The organism is Caballeronia zhejiangensis (genome assembly GCF_022879815.1).
Taxonomy (GTDB): domain Bacteria; phylum Pseudomonadota; class Gammaproteobacteria; order Burkholderiales; family Burkholderiaceae; genus Caballeronia; species Caballeronia zhejiangensis.
This window is the reverse complement of the sequence record NZ_CP084286.1, coordinates 244,422-269,456: the sequence shown is the minus strand read 5'-3', so window position 1 is coordinate 269,456 and position 25,035 is coordinate 244,422. Positions and strand designations below refer to the sequence as shown.

At 62.5% G+C, this 25,035-nt stretch carries 22 protein-coding genes; 8 read left to right on the top strand and 14 right to left on the bottom strand.

The window, feature by feature from the left end:
* Positions 1-90 precede the first annotated feature (90 nt).
* From LDZ23_RS27410 to LDZ23_RS27385, 6 genes are all read left to right on the top strand, one after another.
* A complete protein-coding gene (locus tag LDZ23_RS27410) occupies positions 91-1,167 on the top strand; it encodes an ABC transporter ATP-binding protein (RefSeq protein WP_008346979.1) in 1,077 nt (358 codons plus the stop codon).
* 72 nt (positions 1,168-1,239) lie between these two features.
* The gene (locus LDZ23_RS27405) at positions 1,240-1,953 is read left to right on the top strand and encodes an HAD-IA family hydrolase (RefSeq protein ID WP_008346978.1); all 714 of its coding nucleotides are present in this window, start codon (positions 1,240-1,242) and stop codon (positions 1,951-1,953) included.
* Between the two features lie 2 nt (positions 1,954-1,955).
* Positions 1,956-3,269, top strand: coding sequence for an NAD(P)/FAD-dependent oxidoreductase (locus LDZ23_RS27400; protein ID WP_008346977.1), 1,314 nt, complete (start codon positions 1,956-1,958; stop codon positions 3,267-3,269).
* The gene (locus LDZ23_RS27395) at positions 3,266-4,177 is read left to right on the top strand and encodes an ABC transporter permease (protein WP_008346976.1); all 912 of its coding nucleotides are present in this window, start codon (positions 3,266-3,268) and stop codon (positions 4,175-4,177) included. The genes LDZ23_RS27400 and LDZ23_RS27395 overlap by 4 nt, the downstream gene beginning before the upstream one ends.
* Positions 4,174-4,971 carry an ABC transporter permease gene (locus LDZ23_RS27390; protein WP_008346975.1) on the top strand — a complete coding sequence of 266 codons (798 nt, stop codon included), beginning with the start codon at positions 4,174-4,176 and terminating at the stop codon, positions 4,969-4,971. Before LDZ23_RS27395 ends, LDZ23_RS27390 begins: the two co-directional genes overlap by 4 nt.
* A gap of 20 nt (positions 4,972-4,991) precedes the next feature.
* Entirely contained in the window at positions 4,992-6,419 is a 1,428-nt protein-coding gene (locus tag LDZ23_RS27385; protein ID WP_008346974.1) for an aldehyde dehydrogenase family protein, read from the top strand.
* Here LDZ23_RS27385 and LDZ23_RS27380 read toward each other — a convergent pair.
* The 11 genes from LDZ23_RS27380 to LDZ23_RS27330 all read right to left on the bottom strand — a co-directional run bounded on the left by LDZ23_RS27380 (position 6,407) and on the right by LDZ23_RS27330 (position 19,397).
* Entirely contained in the window at positions 6,407-8,122 is a 1,716-nt protein-coding gene (locus LDZ23_RS27380; protein ID WP_008346972.1) for a GMC family oxidoreductase, read from the bottom strand. The genes LDZ23_RS27385 and LDZ23_RS27380 overlap by 13 nt on opposite strands.
* A gap of 7 nt (positions 8,123-8,129) precedes the next feature.
* Positions 8,130-9,191 (bottom strand): ABC transporter substrate-binding protein, encoded by a 1,062-nt coding sequence (locus tag LDZ23_RS27375; protein ID WP_008346971.1) that lies wholly within the window; start codon positions 9,189-9,191, stop codon positions 8,130-8,132.
* A gap of 196 nt (positions 9,192-9,387) precedes the next feature.
* Positions 9,388-9,732 carry a cupin domain-containing protein gene (locus tag LDZ23_RS27370; protein WP_008346969.1) on the bottom strand — a complete coding sequence of 115 codons (345 nt, stop codon included), beginning with the start codon at positions 9,730-9,732 and terminating at the stop codon, positions 9,388-9,390.
* A gap of 836 nt (positions 9,733-10,568) precedes the next feature.
* On the bottom strand, positions 10,569-11,549 hold the full coding sequence (locus LDZ23_RS27365; RefSeq protein ID WP_008346967.1) for a M14 family metallopeptidase: 981 nt from the start codon (positions 11,547-11,549) through the stop codon (positions 10,569-10,571).
* Positions 11,546-13,018, bottom strand: a complete 1,473-nt coding sequence (locus tag LDZ23_RS27360; protein WP_008346965.1) for an NAD-dependent succinate-semialdehyde dehydrogenase — start codon at positions 13,016-13,018, stop codon at positions 11,546-11,548. Before LDZ23_RS27360 ends, LDZ23_RS27365 begins: the two co-directional genes overlap by 4 nt.
* A gap of 17 nt (positions 13,019-13,035) precedes the next feature.
* Positions 13,036-14,100, bottom strand: coding sequence for a tartrate dehydrogenase (locus LDZ23_RS27355; protein WP_244808303.1), 1,065 nt, complete (start codon positions 14,098-14,100; stop codon positions 13,036-13,038).
* 95 nt (positions 14,101-14,195) lie between these two features.
* Positions 14,196-14,693, bottom strand: coding sequence for an Lrp/AsnC family transcriptional regulator (locus LDZ23_RS27350; RefSeq protein ID WP_008346961.1), 498 nt, complete (start codon positions 14,691-14,693; stop codon positions 14,196-14,198).
* Between the two features lie 43 nt (positions 14,694-14,736).
* Positions 14,737-16,146 carry an aspartate aminotransferase family protein gene (locus tag LDZ23_RS27345; protein WP_008346959.1) on the bottom strand — a complete coding sequence of 470 codons (1,410 nt, stop codon included), beginning with the start codon at positions 16,144-16,146 and terminating at the stop codon, positions 14,737-14,739.
* 172 nt (positions 16,147-16,318) lie between these two features.
* Positions 16,319-17,245, bottom strand: coding sequence for a 2-hydroxyacid dehydrogenase (locus LDZ23_RS27340; protein WP_008346958.1), 927 nt, complete (start codon positions 17,243-17,245; stop codon positions 16,319-16,321).
* A 5-nt stretch (positions 17,246-17,250) separates the two neighbouring features.
* Complete coding sequence (locus LDZ23_RS27335; RefSeq protein WP_034470248.1) at positions 17,251-18,123, bottom strand: GNAT family N-acetyltransferase; 873 nt, start codon at positions 18,121-18,123, stop codon at positions 17,251-17,253.
* A gap of 74 nt (positions 18,124-18,197) precedes the next feature.
* Positions 18,198-19,397 (bottom strand): YbfB/YjiJ family MFS transporter, encoded by a 1,200-nt coding sequence (locus LDZ23_RS27330; RefSeq protein WP_008346955.1) that lies wholly within the window; start codon positions 19,395-19,397, stop codon positions 18,198-18,200.
* A gap of 97 nt (positions 19,398-19,494) precedes the next feature.
* On the opposite strand from LDZ23_RS27330, the gene LDZ23_RS27325 reads away from it, so the two are divergent.
* Positions 19,495-20,385, top strand: a complete 891-nt coding sequence (locus LDZ23_RS27325; protein ID WP_008346954.1) for a LysR family transcriptional regulator — start codon at positions 19,495-19,497, stop codon at positions 20,383-20,385.
* A 46-nt stretch (positions 20,386-20,431) separates the two neighbouring features.
* Here the strand turns inward: LDZ23_RS27325 and LDZ23_RS27320 are convergent, their stop codons facing one another.
* A complete protein-coding gene (locus tag LDZ23_RS27320; RefSeq protein ID WP_008346952.1) occupies positions 20,432-21,415 on the bottom strand; it encodes a phytanoyl-CoA dioxygenase family protein in 984 nt (327 codons plus the stop codon).
* Between the two features lie 156 nt (positions 21,416-21,571).
* Complete coding sequence (locus tag LDZ23_RS27315) at positions 21,572-22,195, bottom strand: TetR/AcrR family transcriptional regulator (RefSeq protein WP_008346950.1); 624 nt, start codon at positions 22,193-22,195, stop codon at positions 21,572-21,574.
* Between the two features lie 122 nt (positions 22,196-22,317).
* On the opposite strand from LDZ23_RS27315, the gene LDZ23_RS27310 reads away from it, so the two are divergent.
* A complete protein-coding gene (locus tag LDZ23_RS27310) occupies positions 22,318-24,354 on the top strand; it encodes an NADH:flavin oxidoreductase (RefSeq protein WP_008346949.1) in 2,037 nt (678 codons plus the stop codon).
* Positions 24,355-24,360: 6 nt separating this feature from the next.
* Here the strand turns inward: LDZ23_RS27310 and LDZ23_RS27305 are convergent, their stop codons facing one another.
* A complete protein-coding gene (locus LDZ23_RS27305; RefSeq protein ID WP_008346946.1) occupies positions 24,361-24,954 on the bottom strand; it encodes a BPSL1445 family SYLF domain-containing lipoprotein in 594 nt (197 codons plus the stop codon).
* Between the last annotated feature and the right edge of the window lie 81 nt (positions 24,955-25,035).

Genomic DNA, 25,035 nt, shown 5'->3' with positions numbered 1-25,035 from the left:
TATGCCCGATCCAACAATTTTGGAATTGCCGTCAAAAACATCGCGACTTAGTATTTTCCCAACCCCTCTATTTCCGACGAGACGAACGACATGGACGCACGCGCTAAAACGGGAGTGTCGATCAGGTCCGCGACGAAGCGCTATGGCGCGGTGACGGCGCTCGATGACGTATCGCTCGATATCGCGCCGGGCGAATTCGTCTCGCTGCTCGGGCCTTCTGGCTCGGGCAAGACGACGCTGCTCGGCATTCTCGGCGGCTTCGTGCAGCCGAGCTCGGGCAGCGTGTGGGTCGGCGAGCGTGACATTACATTTGCGCCACCGCACAAGCGCGATATCGGCATCGTGTTTCAGAACTACGCGCTCTTTCCGCACATGACGGTAGGCGAGAACGTCGCGTTCTCGCTGCGTGCGCGGCGCGAGCCGAAATCGACATGGGCGAAGCGCGTCGCCGAAGCACTCGCCATGGTCGAACTCAAAGGTTATGAAAGCCGCAGCATCCATCAGCTTTCAGGCGGACAGAAGCAACGCGTGGCGCTTGCCCGCGCAATGGTGTTTCAACCGCAACTCATTCTGATGGACGAGCCGTTGTCCGCGCTCGACAAGCAACTGCGCGAGACCATGCAAATCGAATTGCGCAGGCTGCATCGGCAGCTCGGGGCGACCATCGTCAACGTGACGCACGACCAGCGCGAAGCACTCACGATGAGCGATCGCGTCGCCGTGTTGAAGGACGGCAGGCTCGTGCAGATCGACACACCCGAGCGCCTGTACGACCGTCCTTGCGATGCGTTCGTCGCGAGCTTCATCGGCGAAGCGACGATGCTCGATGTCACGCGCGCCGGCGACGATGCCGTGCGTCTCGGCGATACGATTCTGCGCACCGCGCATCCATTGCCGCGCGGCGAGAAGCTATTGCTCGCGGTGCAAACGGAAAAGCTCGTCATCGACGGCGAGAACCGTCATGCGGATGCGAACCGTCTTTCATGCCGCGTGACCGAAGTGCTCTATCAAGGCGAGAGCCTGCGCGTGTTCGCCGCGCTCGCCGACGGCACGGCGATCAGTCTTCGGCAACCCGGCAGCCACGACGCGCGCAAGCGCATCCCCGAGCCGGGCGCATCGATGACGGTCGCGCTCGATCCGCAAGACACGATCGTCGTGTCGGCCTGATTTCTTCTCACCGCCTGTGCACGGGCGATTTCGACTGCAAACGTAGATACGCAACCCGAAAAGGATGACGCAATGAATCTCACCGATTTCAAGGTCCTGACCTTCGATGTCGTCGGCACGCTGATCAACTTCGAAAAAGGCGTGCTCGATTCCGTGCGCCGGCTGGGCGGAGCGAAGGCAAAGGACCTGACCGACGATCAGATCTTCGAGCCGTACATGGAAGGGCGCGCGAAGTATCCGGGCAGATCGAGTCATGAAATGGCGAACGTGTATCTGCATCTCGCGAGCAAACTCGGCTTGCCCGACGATGCGCAATCCGCCGCGGCATTCCAGCGCGATGTGCTCGAATGGCCCGCATTCGAAGACTCGGTGGCGGCATTGAAGCGTCTGCGCAAGCACTTTCGTCTTGTCGCGATGACCAACGCGGATCGCGTTGCGTTGTCGGCCTATGCTCACACGCTCGGCAATCCGTTCGACGATACGGTCTGCTGCGATGAGACCGGCGTCGCCAAACCCGATCCGCAATTCTTTGCCTATAACCGTGGACGTCAGGCGGCGTTCGGCTATAAGTTCGAAGAGATCCTGCATACGGCGCAGAGCCAGTATCACGACATCGGCATCGCAACGAAGCTCGGTTATTCGACATGCTGGATCGAGCGGCGCCAGGGCATGAAGGGCTTCGGCGCGACACCCGTGCCCGAGAGCGTGACGACGCCGACGTGGAAGTTCGCGACGCTCGCCGCGCTCGCGGATGCCGTCGACGACGAACTCCGCGCCGCCGCCTGACCATGCGCGCCCCGACGACACCGCTGCGCCCGCAACCGGACTCGTTGTGGCGGGCGATAGCCGCGCCGATGAGCACCGGCGCACCGCTCGCACGCGATATCGATGTCGAAGTGGCGATCATCGGCGCGGGCTATTCGGGCTTGAGCGCCGCGTATGCGCTGCAAAAGCGCGGCGTCGAATGCGCGGTGCTGGATGCGAATCCGATCGGCTGGGGCGCAAGCGGACGCAATGGCGGCGTGGTGTCGTCGAAGTTTCGTCTCTCGTTTCCGACGATCGCGAGCACGCATGGCATCGATGTCGCGAAGCGCATGCATCGGCTCGCGCACGATGGCGTGCGCACCGTCGAGGCGTTCGTCGACGAGTTCAAGCTCGAACGCGCGCGCTTCGAACATACGGGCAGCCTGCGTTGCGCGCATACGGAACGTGCGCTCGCATCGATATGCGCCGAGGCGGACTGGGTTCGCACGACGCTCAACGATACGTCGATGAGCGTGCAATCTCGTGCTGAAGTCGAACATGAGACAGGCTCGAAGGGCTTCGTCGGCGGCGTGTTGAGCGCGGACGCGGGCACGATCCTGCCGCTCGAATACGTGCGCGGCATCGCGGCCGGTCTGAACGCGCGCGGCGTGCCGATCTACGAAGCGACGCCTGTCATCGACATGTCGCGCGAACAGGACGGCCGCGTGCTGTTGACGGCGCCCGGCGGCACGGTGCGCGCGAAGCAGGTCATCGTCGCGACGAACGCCTATTCGAATCTGACCGAGGCAACCGCTTCATATCATCGCGAGCTCGTGCCGTTCAGAAGCGCGATGATCGCGACCGCGCCCTTATCTCCGGAACTCGATGCGCAGTTGATGGTGAACCGCCGCAGCTACACCGAAACGCGCCGCATGATGAAGTGGTTCCGCAACGTCGATGGCCGCATGTTGTTCGGCGGCCGCGACGCGTTCGGCAAGGAAGGCGAGCCGACCGGCTTCGATGCGCTGCAACGCGCGATGGTCGCGCTCTTTCCGCAATTGAAGGACGTGCCGGTGGAATTTCGCTGGTCGGGTTATGTCGGGATGACCTTCAACGCATTGCCGCACGTGGGCCGCAGCGACGATGCGACCACGTTCTGTCTCGGCTATAACGGCGCCGGTGTCGCGATGGCGAGCCTGATCGGTCAGCATGCCGCTGCGCTTGCGCTCGGTGAGAAGCCCGAACTCGCGCTGCTCGCGCAAGACGGCTTGCGGCCCGTACCGTTTCATGCGTTGCGCGCGCCGGGTGTGCGGCTCGTCGCTGCGTGGTATCAGTTCCTCGATGCAGTAGGTGCATGATGACGACAGCCAAACGGATTCTCCAGGACCCCGCCGTGATGCAACCCGCGACGATCGATCCATCGGTGCGGCATCAGCGACGCGAAGACCGCGCGATGCTGCTGTTGATGGCGCCCGCGCTGTTCGTGGTCGTCGTATTGCTCGTCGTGCCGCTCGCGTGGCTGTCGTGGCAATCGTTCTATCACGACGGCGTGTTCTCGCTCGTCAATTACAAGCGTGTCTTTACCGGTGCCTATCTCGACACCTTTCTGCTGACGTTCAAGCTCAGTTTCATCGTGACGGCGATTACGCTGCTGCTCGGCTATCCCGTCGCGTATTTCGCGGCATCGATATCGCCGCGATGGAGCGCGCTCGTGCTCGGCATGGTGATTCTTCCGTTCTGGACGAGCGTGCTCGTGCGAACGTATGCGTGGCTCGTGCTCTTGCAACGCACCGGTCTCATCAACAAGGCGCTGCTCGGCATGGGTCTGATCGAGCGCCCGTTACAGCTTTCGTATAACCAGTTCGGCACGATCATCGCGATGGTGCATATCCTGTTGCCGTTCATGGTGCTGCCGCTCTACTCCGCGATGCAGAAGATTCCGCCAAATCTCTCGCAAGCAGGTGCGAGTCTCGGCGGTTCGCCGCTGCATGTGTTCTTGCGCGTGTTTCTGCCGCTGTCGATGAGCGGGGTGCTCGCGGGCGTCACGCTCGTCTTCGTGCTGTGCCTCGGCTTCTATATCACGCCCGAGCTGATGGGCGGCGGCAAGTCGATGATGGTGTCGATGATCGTGAGCCGCAACGTCGAGATCTACAACAGTTGGGGCGCGGCAAGCTCGGTGAGCGTGGTGCTGCTTATTTGCGTGTGCGCGATCTTCTATTGCGTGAGCCGCGTGATTCCGCTCGAAAAGACACTGGGGGCGAAATGAATACCTTATCGTTCGGCCGCGTGACGCTCGGTGCATCGGTGATGCTGATTCTCGCGTTTCTGATGATTCCCGTGGTCATCGTCGTGCCGCTGTCTTTCTCGGATGCGCGTTTCCTCACGTTTCCGCCGCCTGCGTATTCGTTGCGCTGGTATCACGCGTTCTTCGATAATCCCGCGTGGATCGATGCGGCGAAGACCACCTTTGCGGCCTCGACGTGCGCGGCCTTGATCGCGACGCCGGTCGGCATCGCGGCGGCATACGGCATCCAGTATGGATCGCACTGGTCGTTGCGCTATCTGCGCACATTGCTGATGCTGCCGCTGATGGTGCCGATCATCATCGTTGCAGTGGGCGTGTTCTTCGTCTTCACGCAGATGGGTTATGTGAACACGCTTGGCGGTCTCATCATCGCGGATACGATGCTCGGCCTGCCGTATGTGCTCATTTCCGTCGGCGCGGACTTGCGCACGTTCGATCGCACGCAGGAGATGGTCGCGCGCAGTCTCGGCATGAATCGCTTTCGCGCGTTCATGGCGGTGACGTTGCCGCAGATCAAGGCGAGCGTGATCTCGGGTGCCGTGTTCGTGTTCATTCAGGCGCTCGATGAAACCGTCGTTGCGCTCTTCATTTCGGGCGGCAACAATCAGACGCTCACGCGCCGCATGTTCGTCACGCTGCGCGATGAAATCGATCCGACCATCGCCGCCATCAGCACGATGCTGACGGCGTTGACCTTGTGTCTCGTGATGATCGTCGTCGTGAGCCGGCGATCTTCGGCTGCGGCGCGAGCCTGAATCTTTCACAACGAAAAACCATGCGACATCTACAGCAGTTCTATATCGACGGCGAATGGGTCGAACCGTACGGCGATACACGTTTGCCGGTCATCGATCCATCGACTGAAGAAGCGATCGGCGAGGTCGCGCTCGGCGATGCGCGCGATGTCGATCGCGCGGTCGCGGCGGCGCGGCGTGCGTTCTCATCGTTTTCACGGGCGAGCGTCGCAGAGCGCGTAGCGTTGCTCGAGCGTTTGCTCGAAGCGTATGTCGCGCGTTACGACGAGATGGCCGATGTCATCTCGCGCGAGATCGGCGCACCGGCGAAGCTCGCTCATGCGTGGCAGGCCGCGCTCGGCAAGCGTCATATCCAAGAGACGCTGCGCACGGTCGAACGCTTTCAATGGCAACGCAAGAAGGGCACGACGCTCGTCAATCACGAGCCCGTGGGCGTGGCCGCGCTCATCACGCCGTGGAACTGGCCGATCAATCAGATCGTCTGCAAGGTCGCGCCTGCGCTCGCGGCGGGATGCACGGTCGTGTTGAAGCCGAGCGAAGTGTCGCCGATGAACGCCGTGCTTTTCGCCGAAATCATCGATGCGGCCGGCGTGCCCAAAGGCGTCTTCAATCTCGTCAATGGCGATGGTCCGACCGTCGGCGCGGCATTGAGCGCGCATCCGGATGTGGACATGGTGTCGTTCACCGGATCGACGCGCGCGGGCATCGAGATCGCGAAGCTGGCCGCGCCGACCGTGAAGCGCGTGCATCAGGAACTCGGCGGCAAGTCGGCGAACATCCTGCTGGACGATGCCGATTTCGAAGTAGCCGTCACGGCCGGCGTGAATTCGTGCTTCAGCAACAGCGGTCAATCCTGCAATGCGCCGACGCGAATGCTCGTGCCCGCATCGCGGCACGACGAAGCGGTGCAGATCGCGTTGCGCGCGGCGCAGAAGCAGCGCGTCGGCTCACCGAGCGATCCGGCGACGACGATGGGCCCCGTCGTCAGCGACGTGCAGTTCGAACGCGTTCAGCGGATGATCGATGTCGGCATAGAAGAGGGCGCTGCACTGGTGACGGGCGGCGCGGGGCGTCCCGCTGGACTCGAACGCGGTTATTACGTGAAGCCGACCGTGTTCGCTAACGTGAATCCTTCGATGACCATCGCGCGCGAGGAAATCTTCGGCCCGGTGCTCGCGATCATGCCGTATCGCGATGAAGAAGAAGCGATCGCCATCGCGAACGACACGCCTTATGGCCTGGCGGCTTACGTGCAATCGCAGGATCAGGAGCGCGCGCGCCGCGTGGCGATGAGAATGCGCGCGGGCAGTGTCTACGTGAACTATCCGGCGTGGGATCCGGGCTCGCCGTTCGGCGGCTACAAGCAGTCGGGCAATGGGCGCGAATATGGCGAGTGGGGACTGGAAGCGTTTCTCGAAGTGAAGGGCATCGTGGGTTACGGCGCCTGAGTCACGGCGTGCGCGGCCGGTTCATGCTTGTCGAGGACCGTGCCGCGCAATGCATCCGCCACGCGCTCGGCGATCATGATCGTCGGCACGTTCGTATTCGCGCATGGAATCGACGGCATCAACGACGCGTCGCATACATGCAGACCTTCGATGCCATGCACCGCGCCGCGCGCATCGGTCACGGCCAGCGGATCGCTCGATGAACCCATGCGGCACGTTCCCGACGGATGCCATGTCCCGCCGACATGGCGCATGACGAACTCAGTCATCTTGCGATCATCGGCGAGCAGTTCGTCGATCGTAATGCCTTGCGTCACGACGCCTTTGATCAACGCACCACGCAACGGCCCGGCGATATCGAGCAGCGCGCTCAACGCGCCGCGCTGGAGCGCATTCCATGTTCCCGGCACCGCCACCGCTGCAACGCGCGGTGAATAGCTCGATGGAAAGATCGCATCCATCGAAGCCGATGCAAGCGTTGCAGCGCCGAAACGCAGCGCGAGCTTGAGCCGTTCGAGATCGCGGGAATCGGAGAGCATCGCGAAGTCGACGTTGGGTTCATCGAATGCATTCGCCGATGCCAGCGTGACGCGTCCGCGCGAATAGGACTTGTTGACCCAGAAGAAGATCGTGCCCAGCCGATAACCCACCGAATGCCAGCCCGAACGCGACAGGATCGCGCCGTGCATGTCGCCTTGAACGGTGTCGGCCAGGCCGGATGAAAAGCGCACGATCGCCTGCTCGTGATGTTCATCCGGAAACGGCGTGCGTGCGGCGCGCGGCAAAAACGCGGAGACCGCTATCGAAGGATGTTCCATCAGATTGCGCCCGACGCCGGGACGATCCGTCACTACGTCGATGCCGAGCGCGGCGAGTTCATCGCCGGGGCCGATGCCGCTTCGCATCAGCAATGCGGGACTGTGAATCGCACCCGCCGATACGATCACGCGATGCGCGCGCAAGTCTTGACGCGTGCCGTCGGCGCGAACGATGCGCGCACCGATCGCGCGCTTGCCATCGAACAGAATGCATTCGACGACATCGCCGGTGCGTATCGTCAGATTGTCGCGAGCGCGCGCGGCATCGTCGAGATAGCAAACCGAGGTCGGTATGCGTTCTGCGTTCGCGCTGACCGCGATCGCACCGATGAACGTGCCGTCTTCCCAAGGTCCGTTCTGATCGTCGCGCAAGGCGTGGCCCCTATCGGCAAGCGAGGCGAGCACCGTGCGCACGAACGGCGAAATGCGCGGCCATGCCGTGCGTTGAATGCGTAACGGGCCATCGCTGCCGTGCAGCGGGCCGGTGACATCGCAATCGGTTTCCAGCTTGCGAAAGTAGGGCAGACACGCTTGCCAGTTCCAGCCATCGGCGCCAAGCGCTTCCCATTCATCGTAATCGGATGGAGAGCCGCGATTGGCCATTAACGCATTGATCGCCGAGCCGCCGCCGAGAAGCCGCGCCTGTTCATAGCGTCGCAGCGCCGCGGCGCGTTCGCTCATGCGCGCTTTCAATGCCTGCCAGATGTTGCGCGTGTCGAGATATGCGCGGCCCGGATAGCGGCTGCGGATGGCATCGGGCATCGTGCGCGCGGAGATGTCGCGGCCCGCTTCGACGAGACACACGGTCGCGCGCGCATCTTCGGAAAGGCGTGCGGCCAGCACGCAGCCGGCCGAGCCGCCGCCCAGAATCAGAAAGTCGAACACGTCGGCGTTATTGCATGAACTTGAGCCAGCGCGCCTTCGCCTGAATGCCGGACTCGGAAGCCCACCATTCTTCGGAAAGCAACGCCTGCTTCGCCGCATTCGCGGGCGCGCTCGGCAATTCGGATGCGCGCTTGTCGGTGATCTTGCCGGTCTTGAATGCAGCCGGATTGCCCGGACCGTAATCGATATAAAGCGGCAGATTCGCCTGCAATTCCGGCGATACGGCCGCGTTAAGGAAGCGCACGGCTTCGTTCATGTTCGGCGCGTTCTTGAGGATGCAAAGCTGCGTGTTCTGCAGAATGCCGTCGTTGAACGTGAAGGCGACATCCGGATTGTCCTTCATCACGGCGCTCGCGCGGCCGTTCCAGATCATCGTCATGTCGACTTCGCCGTCGTGCAGCAATTGCGCCGACTGTCCGCCCGAAGTCCACCACACCGTGACGTTCGGCTTGATCTCTTCGAGCTTCTTGAACGCGCGATCCACGTCGAGCGGATAGAGCTTGTCGCGCTGCACGCCATCCGCGAGCAGTGCGGCTTCGAGCACCGTCATCGGATCGTTGCGCAGTGCGCGCGTGCCGGGGAAGTTCTTGACGTCCCAGAAGTCCTTCCAGCTTTGCGGCACTTTCTTCAGCGACTTCTTGTTATAGCCGATGACCGTCGAATAGAACTCGTACGCCACCGAATAGGGCGTGCGGTATTTTTCGGGAATGGCTGCGGCGTTGGGTAACTTCGAGAAGTCGAGCTTTTCGAGCAGCCCTTCGCGCCCGCCGCGCAAGCAGTTCGACGTGGGCGTATCGACGACGTCCCAGATCGGCTTGCCGGTTGAGCCTTGCGCCTTAATCTGCGGCCACGCATCCGGAATGCTGTCCTGGTTGATCGTGATGCCGAGCTCTTTCGCGGCGGGATCGAGAATCGCCTTGGTTTGCGCTTCCTGATACGCGCCGCCTTGCGATACGAACGTGATCTTGCCCGCTGCGAACGACGGCGCCGCGCTCGCGATGGAGAGCAGCAATGTCATGGCCAGCGGACGAACGGGAAAGTGCGGACAGCGGAATCTTGCAATCTTCATCACGGCGTTTTCCTCGACAAGATTGAAGCAGTGGACGTCCTGCAGATCGCGGTCCCGTCCGGCTTCGAGCGAAGACGAGGACGGCGCGCGGATGACTAAAAATATATTGAGTCAAATACGCGGGGGCAACGCCGGAATTGTTGGAGTGACCATGACCTGATGTTATGTCAGCGCAATGGCCACGTCCGATGCACGTTCAGAAGATCACGTAGACCTTGCGCATGGTTTCATCGACTTCCCATGTGCCTTCGGTGTTGGCCGCGAAGAAGAGCGTATCACCGCCGGTGAAGTGGATCGTGTCCTCGCCATCGGGCGTGAAGCGGCCACGGCCGGCCAGAAAATGCATGACCTCCGCTTCCTTCACCGAACGCCGGTACGTGCCCGGCGTGCATTCGAATACGCCCGTATCGATTGCTTCGCTGCCGGGAATCACTTTTTGCACGCCGGATATCTTTATTTCCTGCGTGCCGGGAAGTCCCGCCGTGCCCCAGTCTTCCAGTCCTTCGATTGCTATGCTCTGTTTGAGTTGCTGTACTTTCATTTGCTTTCTTGCCTCTTGATGGTTTTGGGTGATTGCCGGATCCCGTTATCGCGTCGGTCTATTAGCGTTGCCCCTGTGCGGGGCGGCAGTCACTTTCTTTGCCGTCGACCAGAGTTAGCGCTTTAGCGCTTACTCTGGTCCTTTCAAAGAAAGCAACCAAAGAAAGCAGCTTCCGATACGCCCGCGGTCACACGCAGTTTGGGTAGTCCTCTCGTCGTTCGTGGGCTGCCTAAAGAGTGCCCTCATAGGCCCCATCGGGCTTGGCTCGCGCACGGTCTGCCACATCGCACCACACAACAAACTGGTTCAGCACCAAATAGCTCCGGCTCGCTTCGCGGCCGATGGGTCCATCGGGAATGCGCGTGCTTCTCTACTAACGTCTCCATCTCGCTGCAATCGCCGCCCTTTGGTTTCCCTTGCAGACCCGGCGGCAGCGCGTAGCGCTGTGCCGAAGCTCTTTCGTGCTGAACCAGTGTCCTCAGCGTTTTCGGGCGGCGGACCGTGCGCGAGCCAAGCCCGGTTATTGTGATGAGGGCACTCTTTAGGCGAGTGCCATCGAGGACGAGAGAACTACCCAAATTGCGTGTGACCGCGGGCCTGAAAAGCTGCTTTCTTTGCTTACTTTCTTTGCAGCAGCAAAGAAAGTGAGTGCCGCCCCGCACAGGGGCAACGCTAATAGACCGACGCGAAAGCGGGATCCGGCGACTACTGGAAGGAAAGTGAGTGCCGCCCCGCACAGGGGCAGCGCTGATAGACCGACAAGTACACGGGATCCGGCGACCTCACATCACAACCGTAGAACAGTGCTTCAACGAGCCAAACCACCTGCCACGGTTCTAAACAGCTCGAATGCGCCGTTCGATCTTGCCGAGCCGCACGACCGTCACGCCCGGACGCAACTGCCGCAGCGACGGCATCACGAGCATGCAATCGTCATAGGGCGTTTCGACCGCAACGCCCTCCGCCCAGCCGATCACGCTGCCCGCTTTCGGAAACACTTCGAGCCCCGTGTAGGCATCGGCGAAACGGAAGTCCATGCTCCTGGCTACGACCGGTTCCGTCACACGGACAACGAGCATTTCCTGCGGCGATGGCTGAACCCATCCGGCGGGCAAGTCTTCTTCGTCGATCACGCCGGATAGCAAAAGAAAGCGCGCGGTCACGTCGCGCGCGACGGTCACGGCATTCGCTTCCCAGTGCTGTCCGCATTCGATGAGCAACGCGTTCTTGTCGCTCGAAGGATCGCCGAAGCCTTCGTAATCGCGCATGCGCCGTCCTTCCGGATGACCTTCGTCGCAGATCACGGTCGCAGGCGTGCCGAGCCTCGCCGACAAGTCGATGCCTTTATCGAGCGGTCCCGCGACGATCAACGGCTTGCTCTTCTCGTGCATCGAATGAAGATCGAGCAGAAGGTCCACCGTATCGATGACGGGCCGCATCGCGCGGGCGCGGCGCAGCTCGCTCGAATCGCGCGACATGTCATCGAGCGCTTGCGCGGTCCATACGCGATTGAAGTCCTGATCGACGAAGCGCGATGCATCGGGCTTGCTCGCATCGAAACGCGCGTAAGCATCGACGTTCGCGAACGCGAGCGTGAGCTTGCCGCGCCGCGGGCGCAGTCCGGCACGCAGCAAGGCATCGACGACGATCGCGCCGCACACTTCGTTGCCGTGCGTGAGCGCGTTGATCATCACATGCGGACCGTCGATGCCCGAATCGAACGTATGCACATACGGCACGCCCGCGTTGCCCGAGGCATGCGCGCCGATATCGGGGAACGCGATCTCGATCGGGTATGCGTTTGAATGCGCGTTCATTCGAGCCCGCCCTGGCAGAGGTATTTGATCGAGAGGTAATCGTCGAGGCCGTACTTCGAGCCTTCGCGACCATAGCCCGATTCCTTGACGCCGCCGAACGGTGCGGCCTCGCTCGCAATCGCGCCTTCGTTGATGCCGACGAGTCCCGATTCGAGCAGACGCGATACGCGATCGATGCGCTTCAGGTTCTGGCTATAGAAGTACGCTGCGAGGCCGAAAGGCGTGTCATTGGCGGCGCGGATCGCCTCGGCTTCGTCGTCGAAGCGAAACAGCGGCACGACCGGGCCGAAGGTTTCTTCGCAGCTCAACTGCATGTCGGACGTTGCATCGGCGAGCACGGTCGGCGCGTAATAGTTGGGGCCGAGTTCCGCGAGACGCTTGGCGCCCGTCAGCGCGCGTGCGCCGCGCTTCAACGCGTCGTTTACATGACGCTCGATCTTTTCGACCGCGCGCGCGTTGATCATCGGGCCGATCTGCGCATCGGAATCAGTTGCAGGCGCAACTTTCAATGCGGCGACGCGCTTCGCGAGCAGGTCAGCGAACTTGTCATACACGGACGACTGCACATAGACGCGATTCGGGCACACGCAAGTCTGTCCGCCATTGCGGAATTTCGATGCCATCAATCCGGTGACGGCGGCATCGAGATCGGCATCGTCGAATACGATGAAAGGCGCATTGCCGCCGAGTTCCAGCGACAGCTTCTTCAACGTGCCCGCCGATTCCCGCGCGAGATACTTGCCCACCGGCGTCGAGCCGGTGAAGGTGATCTTGCGCACGCGGCCATCTTCGAGCCAGTCGGCGACCGCGTCCTGCGCGTTTTCGCGCGATGCGCTGATGAGATTCAACGCGCCCGCCGGCACGCCCGCTTCATGGGCGAGCATCACGAGCGCGAGCGCCGTGAGCGGCGTATCTTCGGCCGGCTTGCCGACGACCGTGCAACCCGCCGCGAGCGCGGGCGCGATCTTGCGCGCAATCATCGCGAGCGGGAAATTCCACGGCGTGATCGCAGCGACGACGCCGACCGGTTCCTTCACCGCGCTCATGCGCTTGCCGCGTTGCTGCTGCGGAATGATGTCGCCGTAGATGCGCGTGGCTTCGTCCGCGAACCACGCGACGTAAGACGCGCCGTACATCACCTCGCCGCGGCCTTCCGCGAAGGGCTTGCCCTGTTCGAGCGAGATGAGACGTCCGAGCGCATCGGCATGCTCGACGATCAGCGCGTGCCAGCGATGCAGGACCGCGGCGCGATCTTTCGGCAGCGTATCGCGCCACGCGGGGAAGGCGCGCGCGGCGGCATCGGTGGCGGCGCGGGCATCGGCGGGGCCGCTGTCGGCCACTTGCGCGATGACGTCGCCCGTCGCGGGATCGGTGACGGCGAAGCGTCGGCCGCTTGCAGCGGCAACCCATTTGCCGTCGATGAAGTTATCGGCGCGAATCAGATCGCTCAGTTCATATCGTTGCGTCATGGTGGTCTCCAGAAAAGTCAGGCGAGCATTTGCGCAATGGCCGCGCCGACTTCCGTCGTCTTCGCCTTGCCGCCGAGATCGCCCGTATGCGGACCTTCCTTCAATACCGCCGTGATCGCGGCAAGCATCGCATCGTGTGCTTCGCGTTCGCCGAGGAAGTCAAGCATCATCGCCGCCGACCAGATCATCGCGACGGGATTCGCGATGCCCTTGCCCGCGATATCCGGCGCGGAGCCATGCACCGGCTCGAACAACGACGGGAAGTTGCGCTCCGGATTCATGTTGGCCGAAGGCGCGATGCCGATCGTGCCCGTGCAGGCCGGACCGAGATCGGAAAGAATGTCGCCGAAGAGATTGGTGGCGACGACCACATCGAAGCGATCCGGGCTCAGTACGAAGCGCGCGCACAGAATGTCGATGTGCTGCTTGTCCCACTTGATCTCGGGATACTGCGCGGCGATTTCGGCGGCACGCGTATCCCACCACGGCATGCTGATCGAAATGCCGTTGCTTTTAGTTGCGACCGTAACTTTCTTCTCGCGCTTTTGCGCAAGATCGAATGCGAACTTCAACACGCGCTCCGCGCCCTTGCGCGTGAAGATCGACGTCTGCGATACGAACTCGCGTTCGGTGCCTTCGAACATCGTGCCGCCGACCGATGAATACTCGCCTTCGGTGTTCTCGCGCACGATCATGAAGTCGATATCGCCCGCCTTGCGATTCGCGAGGGGCGAGGGCACGCCGTCGAAAAGACGAGCGGGGCGCAGATTGATGTATTGATCGAACTCGCGCCGGAATTTGAGCAGCGAGCCCCACAGCGAGATATGGTCGGGAACGGTATCGGGCCAGCCGACCGCGCCGAACAGGATCGCATCGGCATCTTGCAACTGCGCCTTCCAGTCGTCCGGCATCATCTGGCCGTGCTGCGCGTAGTAATCGCAACTTGCCCATTCGATATGCCGGTACGCCAGTTCGATACCGAAGCGCTTGCTCACCGCGTCGAGCGCGCGCACTGCTTCGGGCATCACTTCCTTGCCGATGCCGTCGCCCGGAATCACGGCAATACGATATTTGCTGGACATGTGCTACTCCGCGTGAAAATGATCGACGATAAAAAGCACGCACGTGCATAAAGCGCGTGCGTCCGTTGAATGCATGAGAATGAGAGGCGCGCGCCTCAGTGATGGTTCTGCGAGAAGAGCGTTTCGAGCGGGTAATGCGTCTTCACGAACGACGTCTTGATGATGACGTAGCTGAAGTACTTCTCGATGCCGATGCCGCGCTCCAGCAGCCCTTCGATAATACTTTGATAGTGACTCACGCTGCGCGTGACGAACTTGAGCAAATAGTCGTAACCGCCGCTCGCGAGATGACATTCGACGATCTCGTCGACATCCTTCACGGCATTCACGAAGTTGATGAAGTCTTCGCGGCGATGATCGGCGAGCGTGACTTCGGTGAAGACCACCTGCACGTCGCCGAGCTTTTCGAGCTGAATCTGCGCGCCATAACCGACGATATAACCCGCCTTTTCCAGCCGTTTCACGCGAATCAGGCAAGGGCTGGGCGAGAGGCCGACCGCATCGGCGAGTTCCACGTTCGTGATGCGCCCGCGCTTCTGCAATTGCGAGAGGATACGCAGATCGATTCGGTCCAGCTTGCTGTCGGTGCTCATCGCGGCGGGTTCGGTCTCGCATGTCGGCGGTCGGTCGATGTTATCACGCAGCCGCGCGCGAACTAAAGCCCGATGCGCCTTTCAATGCATCGCGCACGTCGCTTTGCGCGAGTACATCGTCGAGTGTCTTCGTGAGGCGCTCGAACAGCATGTCGAAGTTCGCTTCGGTATAACAAAGCGCGGGCGCGAAGCCGAGAATGTTATCGCCGAATGCGCGGAACACGAGGCCGTTTGCATAAGCTGCGGCGGCAATGCGGTCGGGCAGCTTGAGCGATGCATCGAAGCCGCGCTTGCTGTTTTTATCGGCGACGAGTTCGAGCGCGCCGAGCAAGCCGCGATGCCGCGAATCGCCGACGAGCGGATGATCGAGCAACGCATCGAGCCCTTGCGCGAAACGCGGCGCCAGCGATTGCGCATTCGCGAGCAGGCCGCCTTCGTGATACAGCCGCATCACTTCGAGGCCGATCGCTGCGCTCACCGGATGCGCCGAATACGTATGTCCATGACCGATGACCGCCGACACATCTCCGCCATCCGCGATGCCCTGGTAGACCGCATCGGACATGAGGACCGCGCCCATCGGCGCATAACCCGCGGTGAGTCCCTTCGCGACCGTCATCAGATCGGGCTCGACGCCTTCGCCTTCGCACGCGAAGAGCGGGCCAGTGCGGCCGAAGCCCGTGATGACTTCATCCGCGACGAAGAGGATATCGAGCTTGCGGCACGCTTCGCGCATCGCCTTCAGCCAGCCTTTGGGCGGCACGATCACGCCGCCCGAGCCTTGAATCGGCTCGCAGAAGAATGCGGCGACGTTGTCCGCGCCGAGTTCCGCGACCTTGGCTTCGAGCGCTTGCACCGAAGCGGCGATGAGCGCGGCGTCATCGGCGTAATCGTTGCGGTACGCGTACGGCGAAGGAATGTGATGCTGCGTCGGCAGCGGCAAATCGAAGTTGCGATGGAACGCAGGCAACGCGGTCATGCCCGCGCCGATCGACGACGATCCGTGATAGCCGCGTTGCAGCGCGATCAAATGCTTCTTCGACGGACGGCCCGTCGCGTTGTAGTAGTGCGTGATGAAGCGCAGCGCGGAATCGACGGCATCGGAGCCGCCGAGCGTGAAGTACACATGTTGCAGCGAAGCAGGCGCGAGCTCGACGAGCTTCGCGGCGAGTTCGATGGCAGGCTCCGAGCCGAAATGAAAATAGCCCGTGGCGTAGGGCAGTTTCGCCATCTGCTTCGCGGCGGCCTCGACGATGCTCGCGTGTCCATAACCCGTGTTCACGCACCACAGGCCGGAGAACGCATCGAGCAGTTCGCGGCCTTCGATGTCGCGCAGGAACACGCCATCGGCGGAATCGAGCACGGTGACGCCGCGCGCTTCATGCGCGCGATAACTGACGACTGGATGAATCAGATGCTTACGGTCGGACTCGACAAGCGACTTGATCGACATGATGCGGCTCTCTCTTCGCGAAGGGGGCGGAATGGCTCTTGACCGTTTCATACTATCGGCAGAGCCGCATCGCGTGCATCGCCAAAAAAATCGCCAAAAAGCGAATCCGCAGCGTTTTGCGGGGGGCGCGCAGCATTTTCTGCTGCGGCCTTCGCGGTCTTTGCCCGACGATTCAATAGCCGCGCGTGCGGTCGATTTCGCCGATCATGCGCTCGCCCGCGCGATGACGGCGCAAGTTCTCCAGCACCATTTCGACGGCGGTTTCGGGCCGCGTGGCGCTCGCGATATGCGGCGTGAGACGCACACGCGGATGCGTCCAGAAAGGATGCTCGCGCGGCAAGGGCTCGGGATCGGTGACGTCGAGAATCGCGGCGTTCAGATGCCCGCTATCGAGCGCATCGAGCAGATCCTGCTGGATCACATGCGGACCGCGCCCGACATTGATGAACGATGCGCCCTTCGGCAAGGTCTCGAACACGCGTTTGCCGATAAGCCCGCGCGTCGCATCCGTGAGCGGCAGCAGGCACACGAGGATATCGGTGCGCGCGAGAAACGCATCGAGCGATGCCGCGCCCGCATGACATTCGACGCCTTCGATCTCATGCGGCGAACGGCTCCAGCCCGCGCAATCGAAGCCGAACGCACGCAGCGTGTTCAGCACGGCGGTGCCGAGCATGCCGAGACCGAGCACGCCGACGCGCCGCGTCGAAGCCGCGCGCACCGGCATCTCGCGCCACACGCGCTCGCGTTGCTGCGCGGCGTAATCGAAAAGATCGCGATGAATCGTGAGCACGGCTTGCGTCACATACTCGACCATGCCTTCGACGATGCCCGGCTCCGTCATCCGCACGACCGCGACATGCGGCGGCACGCCGGACAGATCGAACTGATCGATGCCCGCGCCGACCGAGAAGATCACGTCGAGATTGGGGAATGTCTGCATGACATCCGCGGGCGGCTGCCACGCGGCGAGATAGTGCACGGCATTGGCATCGCCGATATCGGGCCATACGCGAAACGGCACGTCGGGCGCTTTCAGCGCGAAGTGCGTGGCCCATTGCTTGCCGCGTTCGGGATCGGCTTTATAGAGGATCGTCATCGTGTTCAACCCAGCGCCTGGTTGATGATCGCAAACTGCGCTACCGATGCGTCATGCGGCGGCGTGCCATTGCGCGCCATTTTGATGACGGTATCGACGCGCTTCATGCCGATGCTTTCGAGCCACGCCGACAAGCCGTTTTCATCGGGCGTGTCGATGCGCGTGAACTTGCCTTCGTCATGCGCGAGCCAATGGGCGATGAGCGCTTGCGCGCGGCGCGCGTGCTGCGCGTCGGCGGTGACGGAAACCACCGGACCGATCGCATGGCCGCGCCCGAATTCGCGGATCAGCGCGAAGCCCAGCACTTCGCCGTCGCGTTCGAGCACGATGCCGTCGGCAATTTTCAGCAGCGCAGGCAGGAGCGTGCTTCGATCGAGTCCGCTTGCGCGCGATGCAAGCGCGACGAGTGCATCCGTATCGCGCGGATCGATCGCACGCAGGCGCTCGCCTTGCGCGAGATCGATGCGCGGCACGGCGAAATCGGCGGATTGATGCTGATGAATCGCACCGATGCGCGCGAACCCGAGCTTCGCGTAAAGCGGCTCGCCTGCGGGCGTCGCGTGCAGCACGGTGATGCGCTTGCCGAGCGCTTCGAGCAGCAGTTCCATCAGCTTGCGGCCGATGCCTTTGCCCTGGCAGTCCGGCGCGACGATCACCATGCCGAGCGATCCGCCATCGTCGCCGTACTTCCAGCACAGCGCGGTGCCGACGACACGCTCGCCTTCCTGCGCGATGAAGCCCGCGCCGGCGTCGAGCACGAAGCGCCAGTCGTCGGCGCGATGCGGCCATTTGACTTCGACCGAAAGCGCGTGAGCGGCGGCGATGTCATCGGCGGTGAAAGGGCGATACAGCAGAGTGGATGTTTCGGCAGCGGACACGGCATGCTCCACGTCAGAGGATGCCCGCCACTGTGACACGCGGCCCTCGCGCGCGGATAGGACGATCCTGTTGCTTACGCGGCGCTTGCCTTGTTGCGCATTCCGAGCCACGTCAATCCGGCCGCGCCGAATCCGAGCGCCGCGACCGCGATCCACAGCGCGATGGAAAACGATCCGGTGTGCGCGGCGATCGGTGCGGCGACGAGCGGTCCCGCGATCTGACCGAGCCCGTATGAGGCGGTCGCGTATCCCATCAATCCGGCTGCGGCTTCGCCACGCAGGCGGCGCGCTTCGCGCATCGCGAACAGGGTGATGGCGGTGAACGGCAAGCCCAGCAGCAAACTGCCGATGCCGAAGCCGAGCGCGCTCGGAAACACGATGCCGAGCAAGATGCCGAGCGCCTGAATCAGATAGCACGCAGCGCAAAGCAGCCGGTTGTCCCACGACAGCGGCAGCCGCGCGGCGACCAGCGCGCCGGCGATCAGCGCCAGTCCGAAGGCAGGCCAGAAGAGATCGGGCCACGGCGAGCCCGGCAAGGCCTGTCGCGCGATGACGGGCAGAAACGTCGCGGTGATGATGTAGCCGAATCCCGCGAGACCGTAAAGGCCGACGAGCCCGGTCGAATCGACGCGCGCCGATGCGTTCGCCACGCTTTTGGCGGCATGCGCCGGGCTGCGCGCGACCGGCGCCCGATGCGCGAACGCCTGCCACACGAACACGCCCGCCACCGCCGAGCAGAGCGCGAATCCGATCCATACCGATGGCGCGGGCACGCCGAGCGCCGCGGCGGCCGCGCCGAGCAAACCGGTCGCGACGATGCCCACGCCCGGCCCCGCGTAGATGACGCCGGCGAGACCGTGCGCATCGAGTTCCGCGAGCCGCCGCAATCCCCATTGCGACGCGAACACGAAGGCCCACGCGCTGACGACGCCCGCCGCGAAACGTATCGCGGCCCACATCCAGAAGAGATGGATGACGCCCATCGCGAGCGTCAGCGCGATGGTACACGCGAGCGCGAGACGCACCATGCGCGCGTGATCGATGCGGATCGCCGCGCACGACAACGCGCCGATCAGATAGCCGGCGTAATTGGCCGATGCGAGCCAGCCGCCGTGCCGGATATCGAGCGCGCCGCTGTTGAGCATCAGCGGGAGGAGCGGCGTGAAGGCGAACCGGCCGACGCCGAGCGCCACCGCCAGCACGACGGCGCACGCGAGCGCGGCGTTTCGGGCGTGATGCGCGGGCAGCGGCGAAGCGTGAGCGTGCGAGGCCATGAGTCGGTCGGCGAAGAAGGGATAAACCCCATCGTAGCTTGACCGATCCATCTTGAAAAATGAATAATCGAGATGAGATCAATCTTCGGAAAAGATCATGGATTTGTCTGCATTGAACATTTTCAGGGCCGTCGTGCGCGAAAACGGCGTGACGCGCGCGGCCGCGAAGCTCAATCGCGTGCAGTCGAACGTGACGACGCGCATCCGTCAACTGGAGGAGACGCTCGGCACCGATCTCTTCATCCGCGATGGCCGCCGTCTCGTGCTGACGCCCGCCGGCGAAACCCTGCTGCCGTATGCCGAACGTCTGCTCGCGCTCGCGGAGGAGGCGCGTCATGCGGTCAGCGAGAATCGTCCGCAGGGGCGGCTGCGGCTCGGGACGATGGAGAGCACCGCCGCGAGCCGTCTGCCGCGCGTGCTGGCCGCGTATCACCAGCGCTGGCCGCAGGTCACGCTCGAACTGACGACGGGCGTGACGCGCGCGCTCATCGACAGCGTGCGTGCGTTCGAAGTCGACGCGGCGGTGATGGCGCGGCCGATCGAGCCCGACACGCTGCCCGCCGAGCAATTCGAGTCCGTGCCAGTGTTCGAGGAGGAACTGACGCTCGTCACGCCGCGCGGGCAGCATCCGTCGACGATGGCGCAGGCGAGCGCCGGCCTCACGCTCATCGCGTTCGAGCGTGGCTGCGCGTATCGCTCATACGCGACGCGCTGGTACGAGCAGCAGGGCATCCGTCCCGCGCGGGTGCTGGAACTGGGTTCGTATCACGCGATCGTCGCGTGCGTGGCGGCCGGTGCGGGCGTCGCGGTGGCGCCGCGCTCGGTGCTCGAACTCGCGCGTCTGGATGACGAAGTGGATCTGCATCCGATGGGCGAATTCGGTCGCATCGACACCTTGCTCGTCTGGCGCAAGGGGCATTTTTCGGCCGCGCTCAACGCGATGCGCGAGCTTCTGGCGGAACGTCCCGATGACGCAAAGGCGGCGTGACGATGTCGTCTGACATCAGTTAGCTATCGAATGACGCGGGCGAAGCTCATTTCACGAGCGCCTTGATGGCCAGTTTCTTTGCCATCTGGAATGTCTTGGGAAAGGTCGTTTCGATGCCCAGCACGACGCGGCTCGATAACCGCTCCATGTCCTTCGGGCAATTGAACGCCATGCCGTTGAACTCGCGCAGATTCAGCGGCTTGATCTTCGACTGGAACTGCAGGAAGCGGTGAGAAACCGGAATGAAATGCGACGTCAGAGAGCTGCGCGAAAATTGCGGACGCGTCGTGCGCAGACTGCCGTGAATCGTTTTCGAATTCCATAGAAGCACGTCGCCCTTTTGCAGGAATGGCGCGCGAAATTCGAGCCGTTGTTCGGAGAGGATCTTCTTGACCAGCTCCTTGTACTGGCCGTGATTGAACGCGACGTCGAAGTTTTTTCCGTTCTTCACCATGTCGATGCGATGACTTTGCGGCACGACGAAGAAACGCCCGGCTCCCGCGTCGATATCTTCGAGCGCGTACCAGCATCCGACCATCGTGCCGATCAGTTCGCTATCGAGGTAATACGTGTCCTGATGCGGCCACGTCTCCGCGTTGCCTTCGAAATACATGCTCTGCACGAGCTTGCCTTCTTCCGAAAAAATCTCGCGTGTAATGGCTTTGACAGGCGTGCTCGCGAACGCCTTCACCGCGAGATTCTTGAGCGGCGCGAACGCTACGTCGCCGAGCGACTGAAGGTTGAGCAGCGGATTCATCACGAAGCCGTATTCGTTGATCCGGTTTTTTTCCGGATTCGCAGTGGCCTGCCGGTAGATGTATCCGGGGTACTGCTTGACCGTTTTATCGAATGCATTGCGGATCGAATCGCACGCGGCCCCGTCCACGACGCGGCGCACGACCACATAGCCGTTTTCCTCGTAGTATTGCTTTGCGCCAGCGAGGTCGGTCAGGTCGAACGTGGCCGAATTTTCTTCGACCGTTTCCGGAATTTCTATCTCGGTTCCAATCGGACTGAGGATTTTGTACATGATGGCCCCAAAGGCGGAACAGACCGGCTGCACGCGGACTGAATGTTCCGCACAAGCCTATGCCGGGCGATCGGACTCACGTCGCACCTGACCGATTCCGCCAAGGGAATGGCCTCAAGCGGCAATAAGCTGCAATAAGCGGCAATAAGCGGCCGCTCACTCGAACTCGAAGTTGCGCCGCGAGTAGAAGCGCTGAAGCTCGTGTTGCTGCGGCCGCACGCCGGTGAAAACTTCGACGTATTCCGGAATGCGCGACATGCGCACCGCCATGTCTTCGTGGAGCTTCATCGACACATAGCCGGCCTGCGTGTAATACGCGACGCGCGCGCGGACGTCGGCGGCGCGCGGTTCATAGTCGAAGCGCACGAACAGCGCCGTCAATGCCGCGATGCGTTGCGCATCGTCCTGCGCCATCTGCTCCGCGATCTCCTGCGATTGCTGCGACCAACTGCGCATCGCGGCTTCGAAGCGCGAGTCGAAGAGCGAATCGTCGAACCAGCAGTCGAAGACGTTGAGCATCGCTTCGCACACGCTGTCCGCGTATGCCTCGGTTCGTTCGATCCAGTGGCCGGTGTTCTTCTGCTTCCATCGGCCGAGCAACGCGGCAAGCAGTTCCTCGCGGTCCTTGAAGAACCAGTAAAAACTCGTGCGCGAAAGATTCAGCTTCTTTGCGAGCGGAAGTATGCGGACCGCATCCACGCCTCCTTCGACAAGCCCTTCGTACGCCGCGTCCAGCCACATGTCGGCGGAGCCGCGCACCGCGTCGAGGGTCTGATCCATTTCGTTTTTTCCTGTATGCGTTCGGCTGTACACCATTGTCTCTCTACTTGACACATGTGTACAGAGCTTCTACGCTTGATTCACAACCGGCGTTCGTTCCCACTTGCTTCGAAGAGGCGCTCATGTCCACGGATCCGCTGCTGCAGCCCTATACGCTGAAACATCTCACGTTTCGAAACCGGATCATGACGACCTCGCATGAACCGGCTTACGCCGACGACGGGATGCCGAAGGAGCGTTATCGGGCGTATCACGTCGAAAGGGCGAAAGCGGGAATCGCATTGACGATGACAGCCGGCTCCGCAGCGGTTTCGAAGGACAGTCCGCCGGTCTTCAACAACATCCTCGCGTACAAGGACGAAGTGGTGCCGTGGATGAAGGATCTCGTCGACGAATGTCACGAGCACGGCGCGAAGGTGATGATCCAGCTGACGCATCTGGGCCGGCGCACGCGCTGGGACACGGGCGACTGGCTGCCCGCGGTGTCGCCTTCGCATTGCCGCGAGCCTGCGCACAGGACCTTCCCGAAGAAGCTGGAAGACTGGGACATCGAACGCATCGTGCGCGATTTCGCGGATGCCGCCGAGCGCATGAAAGCAGCCGGGCTCGACGGGATGGAGATCGAATCGTATGGTCATTTGATGGACCAGTTCTGGTCGCCTCTGACGAATACGCTCGAAGGTCCATATGGCGGTTCGCTCGATAACCGCATGCGCTTCACGTTCGATGTGTTGCGCGCGATTCGCGAGCGCGTCGGGGAGCGCTTTCTCGTCGGCCTTCGCTATACGGCCGATGAAATGCTCGCGGGCGGCATCACGAAGGAAGAGGGCATCGAGATTTCGATGCGCCTCAAGAACAGCGGTCTCGTCGATTTTCTCAACGTCATTCGCGGGCATCTGGAAACGGATGCCGCCCTGACCGACGTAATCCCGATCATGGGCATGAAGAGCGCGCCGCATCTGGAGTTCGCGGGCGAGATCAGGCGGGCAACGGACTTTCCGACGTTTCATGCCGGGCGCATTCAGGACGTCGCCACGGCGCGCTATGCGATCGAAGCCGGCAAGCTCGACATGGTCGGCATGACGCGCGCGCACATGACCGATCCGCATATCGTGCGCAAGATCATCGAGCGCAGGGAGGACGACATCCGTCCGTGCGTGGGCGCGAACTATTGTCTCGATCGCATCTATCAGGGCGGCATGGCGCTGTGCATCCACAATGCCGCGACGGGCCGCGAACTCGAGATGCCGCACACCATCGCGCCGGCCGCGACGAAGCGCAGGATCGTCATCGTCGGCGCGGGGCCGGCGGGACTCGAAGCGGCGCGCGTCGCGGGCGAGCGCGGGCATGACGTCGTCGTGCTCGAAGCGATGAACGATCCCGGCGGCCAGATTCGTCTCACCGCGCAGAACGTCCGCCGCAAGGAGATGATGGGCATCATCGACTGGCGCATGGCGCAGTGCGAAAAGCTCGGCGTCCGGTTCAAGTTCAACACGTGGGCGGATACGGAAACGGTGCTCGCGGCGCAACCCGATGTAGTGATCGTCGCGACCGGCGGCATGCCGCACACGGAGGTTTGCAGCGAAGGCAACGAGCATGTGGTCTCGTCGTGGGACATCATTTCCGGCGACGTGAAGCCCGGCGCGAACGTGCTCATCTTCGACGATGCCGGCGATCACGCCGCGCTTCAGGCTGCCGAAACGATCGCGCAGGCGGGCGGCAAGGTGGAAGTGATGACGCCCGACCGCTCGTTCTCGCCCGAAGTCATGAGCATGAATCTCGTGCCCTACATGCGCTCGCTGCAAAAGCTCGCGACCACCTTCACGGTGACGTTCCGGCTGGAATCGGTGCGTCGCGAAGGCGGTGAACTGGTGGCGACCATCGGCAGCGATTACGGCGGCGTGACGAAGGAGCAGCGTCACGATCAGATCGTCGTCAATCACGGCACGATTCCGATGGACGAGCTTTACTTCGAGCTCAAGCCGCTATCGAAAAACCGCGGCGCGGTGAATTACGACGAACTCATCGACGGCAGGCCGCAGAGCGGAGAGACGAATCCCGAAGGACAGTTCCAGCTTTTCAGAATCGGCGATGCGGTATCGGCGCGCAACACGCACGCCGCGATCTATGACGCACTTCGTCTGGTGAAGGATCTGTGAGCGCGGTTACGGACTCAGCCGGCTGACCTTCGTGCCTTCGAGCGACACGCCGGCCATGAGACCGGCATTCGTCAGCACGAAGACCTCGACGGGATTCGTGGCCGTGGTCGTATCGAGCTGGCCGTTCGCGCCGAGCCTGGCGACCGCGACGGTCGCATCGGTGCCGGCCGCCCAGCCGTCGCGCCGACGGAATTGCGCGAGCGCATCGTCGGTCAGGAACACATAGATGATCGCTTTCGATTGCGCGCCAATCTGCAAGCCGAACGAGCCGCCCGCCGTGCTGTAGTAGCCGTCGGTGCGGCCATCGATACGCAATGCGCCTTCGCCATATTGCGCGCCGAACCAGAAGCCCGCCGCGATCACGCGAGGAAAAACGAGCACGCCGCGCGCCTTGCTCACGAGTTCGCGCGAGCCGTTCACGGAAACATATAACCGTTGCAGCGTCGCATCGACGGCGGCGTCGATGGCGCGATCGCGATCGGCCGTGCCGGCTGCGGTTTCGCCGGACGACGGACCCGTGGTCGTGCATCCGGCAATGCACAGCGCCGCCGCCGCCATGCCGCCGGTGAGCAAAAGACGCCTCTTGTTCTTCTGATTCATACGGTTCCTCTCATCGACAGTATCGTGGGCTCTCGCACTATACAAGCGTATTGCGCAGAGGGAAACGGTCCGAAGTCTGCT